Source organism: Aquincola agrisoli (assembly GCF_036621135.1).
Classification (GTDB): domain Bacteria; phylum Pseudomonadota; class Gammaproteobacteria; order Burkholderiales; family Burkholderiaceae_C; genus Aquincola; species Aquincola agrisoli.
In genome coordinates this window covers 319,426-335,515 of record NZ_JAZIBG010000017.1, presented here as the reverse complement: position 1 = coordinate 335,515, position 16,090 = coordinate 319,426, and the positions used below count along the sequence as shown (strand labels likewise).

Annotated in this window: 12 protein-coding genes; 1 reads left to right on the top strand and 11 read right to left on the bottom strand. The window is 68.7% G+C overall.

What is annotated here, in order from left to right; all coding sequences use genetic code 11:
- The 9 genes from cas8c to V4F39_RS06140 form a co-directional block, all read right to left on the bottom strand.
- Entirely contained in the window at positions 1-1,773 is a 1,773-nt protein-coding gene (cas8c, locus tag V4F39_RS06180; protein ID WP_332288433.1) for a type I-C CRISPR-associated protein Cas8c/Csd1, read from the bottom strand.
- Positions 1,770-2,426 carry a type I-C CRISPR-associated protein Cas5c gene (gene cas5c / locus V4F39_RS06175; RefSeq protein WP_332288432.1) on the bottom strand — a complete coding sequence of 219 codons (657 nt, stop codon included), beginning with the start codon at positions 2,424-2,426 and terminating at the stop codon, positions 1,770-1,772. Before cas5c ends, cas8c begins: the two co-directional genes overlap by 4 nt.
- A 25-nt stretch (positions 2,427-2,451) precedes the next feature.
- The gene (cas3, locus tag V4F39_RS06170; RefSeq protein ID WP_332288431.1) at positions 2,452-4,860 is read right to left on the bottom strand and encodes a CRISPR-associated helicase Cas3'; all 2,409 of its coding nucleotides are present in this window, start codon (positions 4,858-4,860) and stop codon (positions 2,452-2,454) included.
- On the bottom strand, positions 4,857-5,837 hold the full coding sequence (locus V4F39_RS06165) for a helix-turn-helix transcriptional regulator (protein ID WP_332288430.1): 981 nt from the start codon (positions 5,835-5,837) through the stop codon (positions 4,857-4,859). Before V4F39_RS06165 ends, cas3 begins: the two co-directional genes overlap by 4 nt.
- A 95-nt stretch (positions 5,838-5,932) precedes the next feature.
- The gene (gene rocF, locus V4F39_RS06160; protein ID WP_332288429.1) at positions 5,933-6,847 is read right to left on the bottom strand and encodes an arginase; all 915 of its coding nucleotides are present in this window, start codon (positions 6,845-6,847) and stop codon (positions 5,933-5,935) included.
- Positions 6,848-6,874: 27 nt separating this feature from the next.
- A complete protein-coding gene (locus V4F39_RS06155) occupies positions 6,875-7,783 on the bottom strand; it encodes an LOG family protein (RefSeq protein ID WP_332288428.1) in 909 nt (302 codons plus the stop codon).
- A 68-nt stretch (positions 7,784-7,851) separates the two neighbouring features.
- The gene (locus V4F39_RS06150) at positions 7,852-8,604 is read right to left on the bottom strand and encodes a HesA/MoeB/ThiF family protein (RefSeq protein ID WP_332288427.1); all 753 of its coding nucleotides are present in this window, start codon (positions 8,602-8,604) and stop codon (positions 7,852-7,854) included.
- Positions 8,605-8,695: 91 nt separating this feature from the next.
- Complete coding sequence (locus tag V4F39_RS06145; protein ID WP_332288426.1) at positions 8,696-10,129, bottom strand: S41 family peptidase; 1,434 nt, start codon at positions 10,127-10,129, stop codon at positions 8,696-8,698.
- Positions 10,130-10,203: 74 nt separating this feature from the next.
- Positions 10,204-11,340, bottom strand: coding sequence for an ABC transporter ATP-binding protein (locus tag V4F39_RS06140; protein WP_332288425.1), 1,137 nt, complete (start codon positions 11,338-11,340; stop codon positions 10,204-10,206).
- Between the two features lie 81 nt (positions 11,341-11,421).
- Here V4F39_RS06140 and V4F39_RS06135 point away from each other — a divergent pair, with 81 nt between their 5' ends.
- Positions 11,422-13,047: an ABC transporter permease gene (locus tag V4F39_RS06135; protein ID WP_332288456.1), complete on the top strand. Its 1,626-nt coding sequence runs from the start codon at positions 11,422-11,424 to the stop codon at positions 13,045-13,047.
- On the opposite strand, the gene V4F39_RS06130 is transcribed toward V4F39_RS06135, so the two are convergent.
- Together V4F39_RS06130 and V4F39_RS06125 are read right to left on the bottom strand one after the other, a co-directional pair.
- Complete coding sequence (locus V4F39_RS06130) at positions 13,016-13,876, bottom strand: GGDEF domain-containing protein (RefSeq protein ID WP_332288424.1); 861 nt, start codon at positions 13,874-13,876, stop codon at positions 13,016-13,018. The genes V4F39_RS06135 and V4F39_RS06130 overlap by 32 nt on opposite strands.
- A gap of 84 nt (positions 13,877-13,960) precedes the next feature.
- Complete coding sequence (locus V4F39_RS06125) at positions 13,961-15,997, bottom strand: sensor domain-containing diguanylate cyclase (protein WP_332288423.1); 2,037 nt, start codon at positions 15,995-15,997, stop codon at positions 13,961-13,963.
- Positions 15,998-16,090 lie beyond the last annotated feature (93 nt).

Sequence of the window (16,090 nt, the reverse complement as noted above, 5' to 3'; positions counted from 1 at the left end):
TCAGGCTTCCTCAGTGGTCGTGTTGGGGGTGTCTGTGTGGGCAGCTTCATCCTTGCGGGCGAAGAAGCTTTGGCGCTGGTGGTAGTAGCCCAGCGCAAAGCGGCCCTGATCCGCCAAGTTCAACTGGCGCGGAAATTCGGTCATCGGCTCGACGATCTCTCCGATCAAGCGCTCGAAGTAGGCCGTCTGCTTGTCGACGAGCTTCTTCAAATGCGCGTTCTTCAGGCGGATCAATGTCGAGAACACTGCGACTGGCGTGGTGCATGCGGCGCCGTAGTAGCGATCGCGGATGGTGGCGTTGATGCCTGGCTGCGCCGCTTGTTGAATGCGCTCCAGCACGGCGAACAGCCGTCCGAGGCGGTAGGGGATGTCTTCTTGCGCCATGTCCACGGTCTCCTTGAAATGAGCGTGATCTGAGGGAAGTGCAGGGTGGCTGCGCCGATGGTCACGGTTCAACCATGCCTTGAGGACTGCGGCTCGCAGGTAGGTGACGTCCTGTTCCGCCTTGCAGCGGATCACCGCGGTATTGAGCAGGCCGGCCGGGTACGGCGTGCCTTCCAGGATGGTGCGCATCCACTCGCCCGCCAGCCGAGGCGGCACGTTGTCCAGCTTGCCTTGCAATGCCAGGCCTGACAGCAATCGGAACAGGGATGGCACCGGGGGGTCGCTGTCGAACCGACGCACGATGCGCAGGTCAGCGAAGTGCTGCAGTACGCGCGGCGCCAGTTCCTGCAGCGGTGCATGCCACCAGAAGCGCACGCTGATGCGCGCCGCGTTGGGTGACAGCCCCAGCACGAAGAAGCGCACGTCACGTTCGGCTACGGGGAGCTGACCATTGCGGCAGGCTTCGAGCAAGGCTTGAACGGCACGCACGCCCCGGTCTGGCTCGTCTTTGTCTTCTCCGAAAAGATCCGACAGCAAGTTGGGAAAGGCGGTGGCCCGATCGGCCCAGAAGACGGTCGAGGCATCGCCGACTTGCACACGGTTGCGCGAGTCGCGGCCCAACAGGCAGTTCAGCGCGGTGGTGTAGGCAAAGGCGGCGCGTTGGCCAACGGGTGCGTTTTCGCCTTGCCGATCTGTCTTGCCATAAGACTCGAAGGACCGTGCGTTGAACGAGATGACGTTCGCGCCGGACGACTGTGCGCCCCATACGCCTTTGATTGACGGATGCAGGCGTTGCAACGGTTGATGCGTGCCATCGACAAGGCATATGCCCGTTGCATCGTCGGCTGCGGGTGCGGGCATGGCTGAAGCCACCACAGCGCTGCGTTGGCATATCAGCCGGTCGTCGCCGGCCAGTTCGAACGTCATCACCGGGTTGCTTTCGCTGATGTCCGGCCAGGCTGGGTGCGCCTCGATGATCGACCAGTCAGCTCGGTGGAGCGCCGCCAGTACGGCACGTATGCCAACGTCTGCTCGTGCTGCTTCGGGCAGTGCTTCGATCCGCTGCAGGAAGGCCTGCGCAGGGGTCAACTCCGTTTTGCCTTTGCGCTCGCGTGCCAACCCAATGACATAGGCAGCGGTGTCCCACAGCAGATTGGCCTTGACGCCGGAAGTCTTCTTCTCGCCTTGCGGCACGAGGAATGATTTCGCACGAAGCTTCTTTCCGTCGAGGCTGCGGGTGTCTCTCACGCGCAGCACCTGGCCGTCTTCCGTCAGTTCGATGACGAACGGGATCTCCTTGTCTTCGAGTCCGAAGGACGGCAGACGCAACGCTGGGTCGGGGTCCGCGCAGCGGCGGTCGTAGTAGTCAGCGAGGGCTTGCAGGATCATCGTGCGGCTCCGTCCTCGACGTTGACAACGCCGCGATTCATCTGGGCACGGAAGAACACGGGCTGCGGATCGGCGGGGTTGGTGAAGTCCATGTCGTGCAACATCCAGCCGAGATCGCGTGTCTCGTCGATCGGTGGCGGCTGCGGCGCGTCGGCCTCCACCAGCCGCACGTCGGCGGCGAATTCACGACAGCCCAGGTAGGGCTGGTTAACGCATTGGCCTGCACGTGCGCGTCTCTCGAACATCGCATGAAATTTCTGAGGCGGTTCCGGGTCGCCGCGATCGGTCCGCACATCGAGATCGGCATGCAGCCGGTAGGCCACGTCGCGCAGGAAGAGGCCGGCACGCTGCACCCGTTCTTCGGGCTCGTCTGCATAGATGCTCGCATCGTCTCTGCCATTCATCGCGGCCAGCACGGTCGATACCGACACCTTGCTCTTGACTTCGTTGCGCCTCAGGTTGATCCACTTGATGGGCCGCAGCACTTCGATGCGCCGGACGTGCCAGCGAACGGCGGGTTTCCAGAAGATCGACTCGAATACGGCCCTGGCCGCTGAAGGCGTGATCACGTCGTAGGAGACGCGCTCGACTTTCATCTCCGGGCGGGTAAAGCAGGCGAACTCGCCTGTCACTTCAATGCAAAAGCGCTTCATGGTCGTGTTTGCTTCCCTTGTTGAGTCATTGCACCAAGCTCGCAACATTCAAAGGCGCGTCCCCCGGCAGCAGGCCCAGGCGAGCGTCGTAGCGCAGGGTGTCGACTAGGACGAAGCAGCCTGGGAGAACTTCGTCTACGTCCCCAACCCGCTGCCACGGATCCAGTACCCGGCGCGGAACGGTTACCGTGTAGCGCTGCAGCGCACGCATCAACCACCGATCGCTGCTGCCTGCTCGCAACTGCTGGATCAATGGCCCGGAGAGGCGCGCACCGGGTGTGCTGCTGTCGTAGGGGACGATGACGGTCGCCTGGTTCTCGTCATCAACGAGCTTGAAGCGTTCGGCCGCGTCCTTGAATGAGAACGACAGGTCTTGGTTGTTGCGCAGCAGGTCGACGACACCGCGCTCATCGCGGCTGCGGAAGGCGGCGTAGTAGGTCGGGAAGTAGCGTTCGAACGCGGCGGGCAGCAAGGCACCTTCCGTGCTTCGCCCGACCGTGCTGCAAGTGGCTTGCACGCCGAACCGCACGGAAGCCAATGGCTTGGGTACTTCGCGGACAAAAACAACGACGCGACCCTTGCCGGATTCAAGGCGTCCCTCGCGGTTGCACCGCCCAGCAGCTTGAGCGATGGAATCGAGACCCGCCAGCGCACGGAAGACAACAGGGAGATCAACGTCGACGCCAGCCTCTATCAGCTGTGTGCTGACGACACGCAACGGCCGGCTGTCGGTTCCGGCACGGCGGGCAGCCAGGCGTTCGCGGATCTGGCGGATGACATCTGCGCGGTGCTGGCCACACATGGCGGCTGACAGGTGCAGTGCCGTATCGCCCGTAGCGACGTCCAACGCAGCGCTGATCTCGGCAGCGTCCGCGCGGGTGTTGACCACCACCAGCACGCACTCCTCAGCCGCGAGTCGCTCCACCAAAACGGCGGTGGGCAACGGCGTGTTCAGATCGGCAGGCCACTCGATGTCCACCCGCGCCAAGGCTCGGAACAGGTTGGCTTCGTCATCGATGACGCGCGTGGGCTTCGGCAGGCCGCGCAGCGATTCACGCGGATCGAAGCGCTGCAGGTCGGTCAGTGCGGGCTGTGTAGCGGTGCACAGCAGCAGGGTCACGCCGTAATGGCTGACCAGCAGGTGCAGCGCATCGAGGATGGGCTGAAGGAAGGCCGGCGGCAGCAGTTGTGCTTCGTCGAGCACGATGACGCTATTGACGAGCCGGTGCAGCTTGCGGCAGCGCGAGGTGCGTGCTGCAAACAGCGATTCGAACAATTGCACATTGGTGGTGACGATCAGCGGTGCATCCCAGTTTTCGCAAGCCAGCCGGCTGCGCGGGGTCTCTTTGGCCGGATCGACGTCGGCCTGGCTGTGGTGCTCGACAACGGCGTCGCGGCCGAAGATGCCTGCAAAGACGTCGGCGGTCTGTTCGATGATGCTGGTGTAGGGGATGGCATAGATGACGCGTGCCTTGCCATGGCGGGTGGCGTGCGCCAAGGCGAACGCGAGCGATGACAAGGTCTTGCCGCCGCCGGTCGGTACAGTCAATGTGAAGACGCCGGATGGCAGGCTTGCTTTGTCACGACATTGGCGCAGCACATCGGTGCGAGCCTTCATGACGGTGTCGTCCGCTCGGCCTGCGGTCGCCACCGTCGCCGCCATGGCCGCGAGATGTGCATCGAGCCGTCGGCGGTAGTTGTCGAGCGGCTCGAAGCCGTCACGGCGCTCGCCGCGGCTGTCATCCATGAAGCGTTCGGTGTCGAGGAAGTCGGCGTCGCACAGCGCTGAGAACTGCATGCGTATCCACATCGACATGGCCAGCGGATGGCCGCTGCGTGCGCCGGGGATCGCTGCCGAAGGAGCACGGGGGTCGAAGTCGTCGGGCAAGGCCAGGAGTTTGGGGGCTTCGACGCTGCATTCGGCCAACGCCTCCTTGTACTCAACCTGGCTGTCCACGGCACGGCTGCCGAGCAAGCGATCGTCCAGACCTGCTGAGTTGCCCAGCCCGGCATGGTGGCCTGCGATCACATATGCGAGGCTGCGTGCCAGCACCCGGCCCGGTGCGCCGTAGCGCTGCTCGAACAGGTTCAGCGCGTGCAGCGCACCCGCAGCCGAATGGGTCTTTTCGCTGCCTGCGGGCCACTTGCTCTCAAGGTGTGCGTCCAGGCCGTTGACGCCTCGGATGTACCGGCGAAAGCCAATGCGGAATTTGCCCAGGTCATGCCACAGGCCGGCGATGCGGGCCCAGTCCGGTCCGAAGGCAGCAGCAAAGCCCGCGGCCAGTTCGGATACGGCGTGCAGGTGATCGGTGAGCCAGTGCTCGACCGGCTGGCCAGTCGCTGCGTCTAGGCGGATATGGGCGAGCGCTGTTGGTTTCATCGACGGTTGCACGTGCACTTCAGAGGATCCGATCTTGTCGACGGCCGGGCTCATGGCGTGATCCCGCCCAGCCCCCCGCGCAACTTCTCGATCACCTCGTCCCTCAGCGCCCGCGGCGCCAGCACCTCCACCTCCGGCACGTGCCGCAGGATGTCCATCACCAGCTCCCGCGGGTCGGCATACGGCAGGCGCAGCACGTAGCGGCCATCGGCTTCGAAACGGCCTTCCTGGTGCGGATGCCAGGTCTCGGCGGCAACCCATCGGGCCCGCTCGGCGCTGAAGCGCAGCTCGGCCCACTGCACCTCGCGCCCCGCAAAGATGCCGTAGCCGGCGCCCAGCACGGCATCGAGTTCGGCCTCATCCACGTCGATCGCCGCCTTGTCGAGCACCCGCGCGCCCCGCAGCGCATCCACGCTGAAGCTGCGCAGCGCCTGGCGCCAGTGGCACCAGGCATCGAGGTACCAGTTGTCGCGGTAGTGGATCAGCCGCTGCGGCGACACCTCGCGCTCGCGCACTTCGTCCCGCCCACGGCCGTGGTAGCCGATCACCAGGCGCTGGCGCCGCAGCAGCGCGACGCCCACGGCCTGGAAGTGGGGCAGGTGCACCTTGCGGGCACCCACGGTCTGCACGCGGATGCGCTTCGCGACTTCTGTGCGGGTGCCGGCGCCGGCACCCAGGATGCGGTCGAGCCGGTCGGCCAGCGGCGCGATGTGCGGGCCCAGCAGGCCGCCGGTGTCCAGGTGCGCCAGCAGGTGCTGCATGGTCAGCAGCGCGTGGATCTCCTCGGCCTTGAACCACAGCCCGGGCAGTTCGTACTGCGTGCCGACCAGTTGCGCGGTGGGGTCCAGGCAATAGCCGCCGCGTTCGCGGTCGAACACCACCGGCATGTTCATGCGGTCGCGCAGGTACGCGATGTCGCGCTTCAGCGTGGCGGGCGATGTGTCGAGCTCGTCGAGCAACGCGCGGCGCGTCAGGCAGCGGCCTGCCTTCAGGTATGTCGTCAACCGTGCGATGCGGTCGGTCTGCGCCACCAGCTCACTGCCTCCTGCCCGGGGCAATGTAACGGCCGGTGTCGTGCCTGTTGATGGTTACTTTTGACCGCGCGCGCTTCAGCACGCGCAGCGGCTCACCGCCGCATCAACGTGCTCTTGCCGAACAGGCTCTCGATCATGTCCACCGCGAGGATGGCGGTGCGGTTGCGCACGTCGAGCGCGGGGTTGATCTCCATCACGTCGAGCGACGCGAGGCGGCCGGTGTCGGCGATCATCTCCATGCAGAGCTGCGCTTCGCGATAGGTCGGGCCGCCGGGCACGGTGGTGCCCACGCCGGGGGCGATGTCGGCGTCGAGGAAGTCGACGTCGAAGCTCACGTGCAGGTGGGTGTTGTCGTCCATCGTCGCCAGCGCCAGCTCCATCGTGTGGCGCATGCCCATCTCGTCGATGTAGCGCATGTCGAAGACCTCGAGCCCCACCTGGTGCACGAAGCGCTTCTCGCCCGGGTCGACGCTGCGGATGCCGATCTGGCGGATCCACTTCGGGTTGACGGCCGGCACCTGGCCGCCGATCTCGATCAGCTCCTTCGGTCCGTAGCCGCACAGGCAGGCCACCGGCATGCCGTGGATGTTGCCGCTGGGCGTGAGCTCGTTGGTGTTGAAGTCGGCGTGCGCATCGAGCCACAGCACGCGCAGCTTCTTGCCCGCCTCCCGGCAATGCCGTGCCACCGCGCTGATGGAGCCGAGGCCCAGGCAATGGTCGCCGCCCATCAGGATGGGCAACCGGCCCAGCCTCAGCTCGGCCAGCACGGCCTCGTGCACGAGCCGGTTCCACTCGACCACTTGCTGCAGGTGCCGGTAGCCGCCGTCGGGCGGCTGCCAGGGGTTGGCGGGGCCGGCGAGGTTGCCGCGGTCCTCCACCTGCAGGCCGTGGCTTTCGAGGGTGGCGGCGAAGTCGGCCACGCGCAGCGCCTCGGGCCCCATGCGCGAGCCCTTGGCGCCCGCGCCGATGTCCGTGGGCGCACCGATGAGGCTGACGAGCTGGGTCATGGCGGGGCCCTCGGTGATGCGGTGGCGTCAGAAGTCGTCGACGTGTTCGCCCTTGCCGTCATGCGGCAGGTCGAAGCCGTACTCGGCGGCCAGGTGCTCCCAGGCCTCCTCGGCAGTCTCGACGAAGCGGAAGAGGTCGATGTCTTCCGGCGAGATCATGCCGGTCTCGATCAGCAGGTCGAAGTTGATCAGGCGGGTCCAGAAATCGCGTCCGAACAGCAGCACCGGCCGGCGCCGGCTCTTCTTGGTCTGGATCAGCGTCAGCGCCTCGAACATCTCGTCGAGGGTGCCGAAGCCGCCGGGGAAGGCGACGATGGCCACGCTGCGCATCAGGAAGTGCATCTTGCGCAGGCCGAAGTAGTGGAACTGGAAGCACAGCTCCGGCGTGATGTACGGGTTGGGCGCCTGTTCGTGCGGCAGCACGATGTTGAGCCCCAGGCTGCGGCCGCCGATCTCGAAGGCACCGCGGTTGCCCGCTTCCATGATGCCGGGGCCGCCGCCGGTGGAGACGTACACGGGCGTGGCCATGGTGCGGGCCCGCCGCGTCACCATCTCCGAGAAGCGGCGCGCCTCGTCGTAGTAGCGGCTCATCGTGACGGCCATTTCGGCACGCTTGAGCGCGGCGGCGTCGGCGCCGGCGGCCTGCACGGCCTCGAGCCGTCGCTGCGCTTCATCAGAGGGCAGGATGCGGGCGCTGCCGAAGATGACGATGGTCGATTCGATGCCCTGTTCCTGCTGGATCAGCTCGGGCTTGAGCAGCTCGAGCTGCATGCGCACCGGGCGCAGCTCTTCGCGCAGCAGGAAGTCGGTGTCGGTGAAGGCCAGGCGGTACGCGCTCTCGGGGCCGGTGTAGCGGTGCGGCGGTTCGGCGATCTGGGCGTCTTCTTCGGCGCTCGGGAAGTTGCGGGCCGTCAGGTCCTGGCGCTTGATGTCCATGCAGTGTGAGGGTCAGTGTTGAAGGTGGAGCTTAACGCCGCCCCATGTCGGCCAGGCGTCGGCTGCGCTCAGTGCGGCGTGCTGCACACGGCGCAGCCGGGCTGGCGGGCGATGCGGATCTCGCTCCATTCCATGCGGCGCGCATCGAGCATCTGCAGTCGCCCGGCAAGCGGCGTACCGACGCCGGCCAGCAGTTTCAAGGCCTCGGCGGCCTGCACGCTGCCGATGATGCCCACCAGCGGCGCGAACACGCCCATCGTCGCGCAGCGCACCTCCTCGGGCGGCGCGTCGGGCGGGAACACGCAGGCGTAGCAGGGCGAGTCGGGGCCGCGCGGGTCGTAGACCGACACCTGCCCGTCGAAGCCGATCGCCGCGCCCGACACCAGCGGCCGGCGGTGCTGCACGCAGGCGGCGTTGACGGCCTGGCGGGTGGCGAAGTTGTCGCAGCAGTCGAGCACGACGTCGGCCTTGGCCACGAGGGCGCCCAGCTCCCGCGCGCCGGCCCGCTGCACCACCGGGCGCAGTTGCACCTCCGGGTTGATGCGCGCCACCGTCTCGGCCGCCGATTCGGCCTTGGCGCGCCCGATGCGGGCCATGTCGTGCACGATCTGCCGCTGCAGGTTGGTGAGGTCCACCGTGTCGTCATCCACCACGGTGATGCGGCCCACGCCTGCCGTGGCCAGGTACAGCAGCACGGGCGAGCCCAGGCCGCCGGCGCCGATCACCAGCGCGTGGGCGTCCAGCAGCCGCTGCTGGCCCTCGACGCCGAGGTCGTCGAGCAGGATGTGCCGCGAGTAGCGCAGCAGCTGGTCGTCGTTCATGCGGTCAGCCTGGTTCGAAGCAAGCAGGGCGGGCCGGGAGCAAAACAGCCCGCCAAGGGGCGGGCTGTTGCAGGAGGCGCGCCGAGGGCCCTCAGTTGTTGGTCGTCTCGGCCTCGGCCTTGCGCTCGACCACGCTCTTGCTGACGATGACCGTCTTGCCCTTGAGCTGGTTCAGCGCCTGCTCGAGCGGAAAGTCTTCGGTGCTGCCGAACTCGGGCAGCGGCTTCGGCGCTTCCTTGCTCTTGGCGAGCTGCTCCTCGAGCTTCTTGCGGGCTTCCTCGCGGGCCTTCTCGCGCGCGTCGTCCTTTTTCTCGTCGGCGCCCTGCAGGTGCTTGTCGAGATCGGCCTCGCGCATGCGCAGCGCGGCGAAGACGTTGCCTTCGGCCGTCTCGTCGAGCCACACGTCGGGCACGATGCCGCGAGCCTGGATCGACTTGCCGTTGGGCGTGTAGTAGCGGGCGGTGGTGATCTTCAGTGCGGTGTCGGCCGTCAGCGGGCGCACCGTCTGCACCGAGCCCTTGCCGAAGGTCTGGGCGCCCATCACGGTCGCGCGCTTGTGGTCCTGCAGCGCGCCGGCGACGATCTCGCTGGCCGATGCGGAGCCCTCGTTGACCAGCACCACCATCGGCACGCGCTTGACGGCGTCGGGCAGGCGGCGCAGCGGATCGGTGCCGCCGCGGCGCAGGTAGAACTCGGGCGACGCCTTGAAGGTGGCCTTCGATTCGGGCAGCTGGCCGTTGGTGCTGACCACCACCGCGTCGTTGGGCAGGAAGGCCGACGAGATCGCCACCGCACCTTCGAGCAGGCCGCCCGGGTCGTTGCGCAGGTCGAGCACGAGGCCCTTGAGGTTCGCGTCCTGCTTGTAGAGCTCTTCGAGCTTGCGCGCGAAGTCTTCCACCGTGCGGTCCTGGAACTGGCTGACGCGCAGCCAGGCATAGCCGGGCTCGACGAGCTTGGCGCGCACGCTCTGCACCCGGATCTCCTCGCGGGTGATCGTCACCGGGAAGGTACGGCTCTCGAGCTTGCGGAAGACCGTCAGCGTGACCTTGGTGTTGGGCTCGCCGCGCATGCGCTTGACGGCCTGGTCCATCGTCAGGCCCTTGACGGCGGTGTCGTCGATGCGGGTGACCAGGTCGCCGGCCTTCAGCCCGGCGCGGAACGCCGGCGATCCTTCGATCGGCGAGACGACCTTGACCAGGCCGTCTTCCATGCCGATCTCGATGCCGACGCCGACGAACTTGCCGGTGGTGCCTTCGCGGAATTCCTTGAAGGTCTTCTTGTCGAAATACTGGCTGTGCGGGTCGAGCCCCGACACCATGCCGGAAATGGCATTGCCGATCAGCTTCTTCTCATCGACCGGCTCGACATAGTCGCTCTTGACCATGCCGAACACCGCGGCCAGTTGTTGAAGCTCTTCCAGCGGCAGCGGCGTGTTGCGGGCGAACGCCTGCAATTGCATCGTGGTCAACGCACCAGCGACGGCTCCGACGGCCACCAGACCGGCAACTTTGAGTTTGGACCCCATGAACAGCACCCCGCATCGAGATGGATTGACCCCGAATCCAGTATACGGCTGGCCCTTCGGGGGGATTGCGTGAACTAGGGCAAAGTTGCCCTCTCATTCCGGTCATTCGATACCGCTACGGCCCCGGAGTTCGCTGTGGTTGTGCGTTCGAATGTGACGACGTGGTCCACCTCGGCGCGGATGCCGATCCATTCGCCCACCGCGTGGTCGTGGTGGCTGGGCACATGCGCGAGCAACTGCTCGCCGGTGGGCAGGCGCAGGGTGTAGAGGAACTCCGAGCCCCGGAACGCCTTGCGCTCGATGCAGGCGCGGGTGCGTGCGGCGTCGTCGTGCACGATGTCGTCGGCGCGCAGCAGCACGTCGCATTCGCCGCGTGCATACGCGCCGGGCAGCGGGCAGCCGGCGGTTTCGGCCAGGTCGCCGACCGGCGTGCGCACGACCGGCCCGCCCGGTGCGGCGATGATCGTCCCGGGGACGAACACGCCGTGGCCGATGAAGTCGGCGACGAAGCGGGTGGCGGGGCGGTGGTAGAGGGTGTAGGCGTCGTCCCACTGCTCGAGCTGGCCGGCCTGCATCACGCCGATCACGTCGCCGAGTGCAAATGCCTCCATCTGGTCGTGCGTGACGAACAGCGCCGTCGTGTGCGTGCGCTGCAGGATGGAGCGCAGGTCCTGCGCCAGCCGGGAGCGCAGGTCCACGTCGAGGCTGGAGAAGGGCTCGTCGAGCAGCAGCAGCCGCGGGTTGGGGGCCAATGCACGCGCCAGCGCGATGCGCTGCTGTTGCCCGCCGGAGAGCTGGTGCGGCGCGCGTTCCGCCACGTGCGCGAGGCCGACGAGTTCCAGCATCTCCTGCACGCGCGCGGCCCGCTCGTCGCGCGGCAGGTGCCGGATGCCGAAGGCGACGTTGCGGGCGATCGAGAGGTGCGGGAACAGGGCGTAGTCCTGGAAGACCATGCCGATGCGGCGCTGCTCGGGCGCCACCAGCACGCCGTCGCCGCTCGACAGCACCTGTCCGTCCATCACGATGCGGCCGGCCGCCAGAGGCTCCAGGCCCGCCACGGAACGCAGCGCCGAGGTCTTGCCGCAGCCGGAGGGGCCGATCAGCACGCCGATCTGGCCCGGCTGCAGCCCCAGCGACACGGATTGCACCGCCGGCTTCAACGCGGCAGCGCCCGGGTAGCGCACGCTGATCTGGTCGAGTTGCAGAAACATCCACCTATGATACGTACCCATGAGAATGACAAGCGTTCGCAATCAAACGCGGAACGGGGGTAACGCAGGGAGTCGACGGTGATCCGCAAGCTGCTGGCGCTGGTGTGCGCCGTGCTCGCGCTGCCGGTGCTGGGGGTGCTGGGGTCGTGGTTCACCTTCGACCCGGCGGCGCTCGACATCCTGAAACACCAGTCGCAGACCGTGTTGCCCGGCTACGCGGGCCAGTCGGTGCTGCTGGCGGCCAGCGTGGGCGCCGGGGTGGCCCTGCTGGGCGCGGCGACGGCGGCGGCGGTGTGCCTGTTCGAGTTTCCGGGGCGGCGCATCTTCGAGTGGGCGCTGCTGTTGCCGCTGGCGATGCCGGCCTACGTGCTGGCCTATGCGTACACCGACTTCCTGCAGTACAGCGGGCCGCTGCAGACGCTGCTGCGCGAGCTGACGGGCGCCCAGGGCGCGCTCTGGCCCGACGTGCGCAGCCTGTGGGGGGCGGCGGTGCTCTTCGTGCTGTGCCTGTATCCCTACGTCTACCTGCTGGTGCGCACCGCGCTGGGCGAGCGCGGCGTGCAGCTGATGGAGGCGGCGCGGCTGCTCGGCGCGGGCCTGCGCCGCCGGGTGCTGGAGATCGCCGTGCCGCTGTCGCGTCCGGCGATCGCGGCGGGGGTGGCGCTCGCGGTGATGGAGGTGCTGGCGGACTTCGGCGTCGGCTCCTACTTCGGCCTCAGCACCTTCTCCACCGGCATCTACAAGGCCTGGCTGGTGATGTTCGACCGGGTGGCCGCGGCGCAGCTCGCCTCCATCCTGCTGCTGCTGGTGGCGCTCTTGCTGTGGTTCGAGCGCCGGGCGCAGCAGCGCCTGCGCTTCGCCGCCTCTCGCACGGGCGCGGTGCACGGCGCCGATGCGCGGCCCGTGGCCTTGCGCGGGCGGGCCGCCGCGGCGGCCGTCATGCTGTGTGCCACACCGGTGTTCCTCGGCTTCGTGCTGCCGGTGGTGGTGCTGGTCGTGCTGTTGTGGCGGGAGGCCACCGCCTCCGAATTCGGCCTCCCGCTCGCACGCTTCGCGCAATGGAGCTTCACGAGCTTCCGGCTGGCGTTGATCGCGGCGGTGGGCGCGGCCGTGCTGGCGCTGGTGTTCGGCTTCGTGCTGCGGCTGCGCTCGGCACGGGCCGCACGGGGGCGTGGCGACAGCCTGGCCTTGGGCGCGCGCATCGTGTCGCTGGGCTACGCGATGCCGGGGGCCGTCGTGGCCGTCGGCATCCTGCTGCCGGTGGGCTGGGTGCAGGCGCGCTGGCCGTCGGCCGGCGTGGGGGCGCTGTTCACCGGCACGGTGCTGGGCCTGATCTACGCGTACATGGTGCGCTTCTCCGCGGTGGCGCTGCAGTCGGTGGAAGCGGGCTATGCGCGTGTGCCGGCATCGATCGACGACAGCGCCCGCATGCTGGGCGCCGGGCGAGGGCGCCTGTTTGCCGAACTGCACCTGCCCCTGCTGCGCCGCTCGGTGCTGGCCGCGGGCCTGCTGGTGTTCGTCGATGTGATGAAGGAGCTGCCCGCCACGCTGGTGCTGCGGCCCTTCAACAGCGACACGCTGGCCGTGGTGGCCTACAACTTCGCGCGGGACGAGCGCCTGGCCGAGGCGGCGCTGCCCTCGCTGGCGATCGTGCTCGTGGGGCTGGTGCCGGTCGTCATGCTGTCGCACGCGTTGCGGCGGCACTGAGCGGCGAATCCGCGGGCCGCGGCGCGACGCAGGCCACACAGAGGCGGTTGCCGCCCTGGCGCTTGGCCTGGCGCAGCGCCTGTTCGGCCTGGGCCAGCAGCGGTTCGGCGGCCTGTGCATGTTCGGGGTACACCGCCAGCCCGAGCGAGGCGCTGACCTCCACGCGCGGTGCACCGCCCTGGTGGGCCTGGAGCAGCCGCACCGGCTGCGCGAGGGTGGCGAGCATGCGCTGGCCGACGGCCACGGCCGCCGGCAGCGATTCCGGCGCCTCCAGCACGATGACAAATTCGTCGCCGCCCACCCGGGCGACGATGTCGATGTCGCGCACATGCGCATACAGGCGGCGTGCGCACAGCTGCAGCAGTTCGTCGCCCGCCGCGTGGCCATGTTCTTCGTTCACGGCCGCCAGGCCGTCGATGTCGAGCGCCAGGAGCGCCAGGGGCCGCCCTGCGCGGCGGGCGGTGAGCAGCATGCGGTTCAGGTGCAGTTCGAGGCCGCGGGGATTGGCGACCTGCGTCAGCGCGTCGCTGAGCGACAGCGCCTCGGCCGAGGCTTCCGCAGCCAGCCCCGCCTCGATCCAGCGCCGGGACTGCCGCGTCCACCAGGCCAGCGCCAGCGCGGTGGCCGCGACGTGCACCGCGGCCCAGGCGAGCAGGCCCAGGTCCGCCGCGTGGTGCCTGCCACCTGCCAGCATCAGGCCGCCGAGCCCGGCCCCGGCGGCCGCCAGCACGGCCAGCACGGCGGCTGCGCAGCACACGAAGCGCTGGCGGCCTCGCGCAAAGCGGCCGAAGCGGCCGCCGGAGGCTTGGGGTGGATCGACGTACTGCATGGCACGCCAGTATTTCTATCAAATGACATTTCATTTGAATCAGAAAGCGGCGATTCGGGCTGCTTTTTTTTGCAGCCGGCGGGCTCAGAGCGGCGCGTCGTCGAAGCTCGTAGCCCGGTGGCCGTGGTCATGCAGGCGCACGCGGTTGCGTCCGCTGCGCTTGGCCTCGTAGCAGGCGGCGTCGGCGGCGGCCATCACGCTCGGCAGGTCGGGCAGTTCGCTGCCGAGCTGCACGACGCCGATGCTCGCCCCCACGCTGAGCCATCCGTCGCCCCAGCGCAGCCGGTACTGTTCGACCGCGGCCCGCATGTTCTCGGCGATCCGCATCGCGTCGTGGCGGCCGCAGCCCGCCAGCAGCACCGCGAACTCGTCGCCGCCAAGCCGCGCCAGGGTGTCGGTGCCGCGCACCTGCGCCTGCAGCCGCTGCGCCACGTCAACCAGCACCCGGTCGCCCGCGGCGTGGCCGGCGGTGTCGTTGACGGTCTTGAATGCGTCCAGGTCGATGAAGAGCGCGCAGGAGGGTTCGGCGTGCGGCCACTCCACGCGCTCGGTCAGCCGGCGCTCGAACTCGCGCCGGTTCACCAGCTCGGTCAGCGTGTCGTGCGTCGATTCCCAGGACAGCGCTTCGCGCTGGCTGCGCGCGTGGCTCACGTCCTCGAGCGTCCATACCGTGCCGGACTCGGCATCGCCCCAGCGCACCGGCGCCCCGAGCAGCCGGCCCCAGAACTGGCTGCCGTCGTGGCGGACCATCAGCACCTCCTCGTCGAAGACCAGCCCGGCGGCGAAGGACGCCGCGATGCGCTGCCCGACGGCCTCGGCCTCGGCGGCCGCGGGGTAGAGCACCGCGGCTGGGCGGCCCTGCAGCTGGCCGGTGCCATAGCCCAGCAGCCGGTCGAACGCGCCGCTGACCAGCTCTAAACGTCGTGCCCGCAGGAAGGCGATGCCCAGCGGCGCATTGGCCATCAGCGCCGACAGCTTGGCCAGCAGCTCCCGGTTGGCCGCCGCGGCCATGGAGCGTTCGTGCAGCGTGCTGCGCAGCACGCGCGAGAGCTGGCCGATCTCGCCCATCGCACGCGGCCAGCCCTCGTCGTCGGGCAGATCGCCGTCGCTCATGCGGCGTGCGCGCTGCTCCAGCCGGTGCAACGGCGCCAGCAGCCACTGCGTGGCGAGCAGCAGCACCAGGCCGCCGACGAGGGCGACGCCGGTGCCGATCACCAGCGCGCGCTGCTGCCCGGCCCGCAGCCCGCCCAGCACGCGGTCCGCGGCGCTGCTGTGGAACACCATCCACTCCGCGTCCGGCACGCCGGCCATCGAGACGATGCGGTCGCCGGCATGGAGGCTGAAGCCGCTCGGCTCCACCGGCCGTCCCAGTGCGACCCAGCGGCCTGCGGCCTCCGCCAGTTCGGGCGTCTCCTGCGCATCGCGCATCAGCCAGCGGCGATCGGCATGCGACAGGATGCGCCCCCGGGCGTCGGTGATCACCATCATGCCGGCGTCTTCCGGATCGCCCGCCGTTACCTCGGGCATCAGCCCGTTGGTCCACAGCCGCAGCGAGCCGCCGAGCACCGCGACGATCTCCCCGCTGCCGTCGCGGACCGGCATGGTCATCAGGATGACGGGCTCTTCGGAGAGCCGGCCGGACATCGGCTCCGAGACCACCGGCCGTCCCTGGCGGAGCGTCAGCTTGAAATAGTCGCGGTCGCCGATCTGGGTCTGCGGCGTGCGGATGCCGTGGTTGTCGCGCCAGGCCAGGACGCTGCCGCGGACGTCGGCGACGAAGAGCGAGTCCATCGTGCTGGCCAGCGCCGACTGGCCGGCCAGCCAGTCGCGCAGGCCCGCGGGGTCGCCGATGCGTTCGACCGGCAGGTCGTCCGCGCCGGCCCGCATCGTCAGTTGCAGGCCGACCACGCGCGAGCCCATCAGCCGGGCCAGCTTGCGCGTCTGCGCGAGCGACAGGTCGAGCGCGACTTCCTCCGTCCGTGCGCCCACTTCCCTGAGCACCAGCCCGACGGTGAGCGCCACGCTTGCAGCGCTGAGCAGGACGCCGACCAGCGAGAGGCGGAGCTTGACGGAGCCGAAGCGGCGGCAGCAACGGGCGAGCAGAAGAAGGGGGTCTGGCACAGCGGGGCTTACCGCGCGACGGGCGCGGGCTCCCCCGGGGCTTCGGCCAAGCCTGCGCAGACTGCAGGGCCACGACCCACCGCGGGCGGCATC

Excerpts from the sequence above, each read along its gene's own strand:
- cas8c (WP_332288433.1), bottom strand. The coding sequence starts at position 1,773 with ATGATCCTGCAAGCCCTCGCTGACTACTACGACCGCCGCTGCGCGGAC.
- cas5c (WP_332288432.1), bottom strand. The coding sequence starts at position 2,426 with ATGAAGCGCTTTTGCATTGAAGTGACAGGCGAGTTCGCCTGCTTTACC.
- cas3 (WP_332288431.1), bottom strand. The coding sequence starts at position 4,860 with ATGAGCCCGGCCGTCGACAAGATCGGATCCTCTGAAGTGCACGTGCAA.
- rocF (WP_332288429.1), bottom strand. The coding sequence starts at position 6,847 with ATGACCCAGCTCGTCAGCCTCATCGGTGCGCCCACGGACATCGGCGCG.
- V4F39_RS06155 (WP_332288428.1), bottom strand. The coding sequence starts at position 7,783 with ATGGACATCAAGCGCCAGGACCTGACGGCCCGCAACTTCCCGAGCGCC.
- V4F39_RS06150 (WP_332288427.1), bottom strand. The coding sequence starts at position 8,604 with ATGAACGACGACCAGCTGCTGCGCTACTCGCGGCACATCCTGCTCGAC.
- V4F39_RS06145 (WP_332288426.1), bottom strand. The coding sequence starts at position 10,129 with ATGGGGTCCAAACTCAAAGTTGCCGGTCTGGTGGCCGTCGGAGCCGTC.
- V4F39_RS06140 (WP_332288425.1), bottom strand. The coding sequence starts at position 11,340 with ATGTTTCTGCAACTCGACCAGATCAGCGTGCGCTACCCGGGCGCTGCC.
- V4F39_RS06130 (WP_332288424.1), bottom strand. The coding sequence starts at position 13,876 with ATGCAGTACGTCGATCCACCCCAAGCCTCCGGCGGCCGCTTCGGCCGC.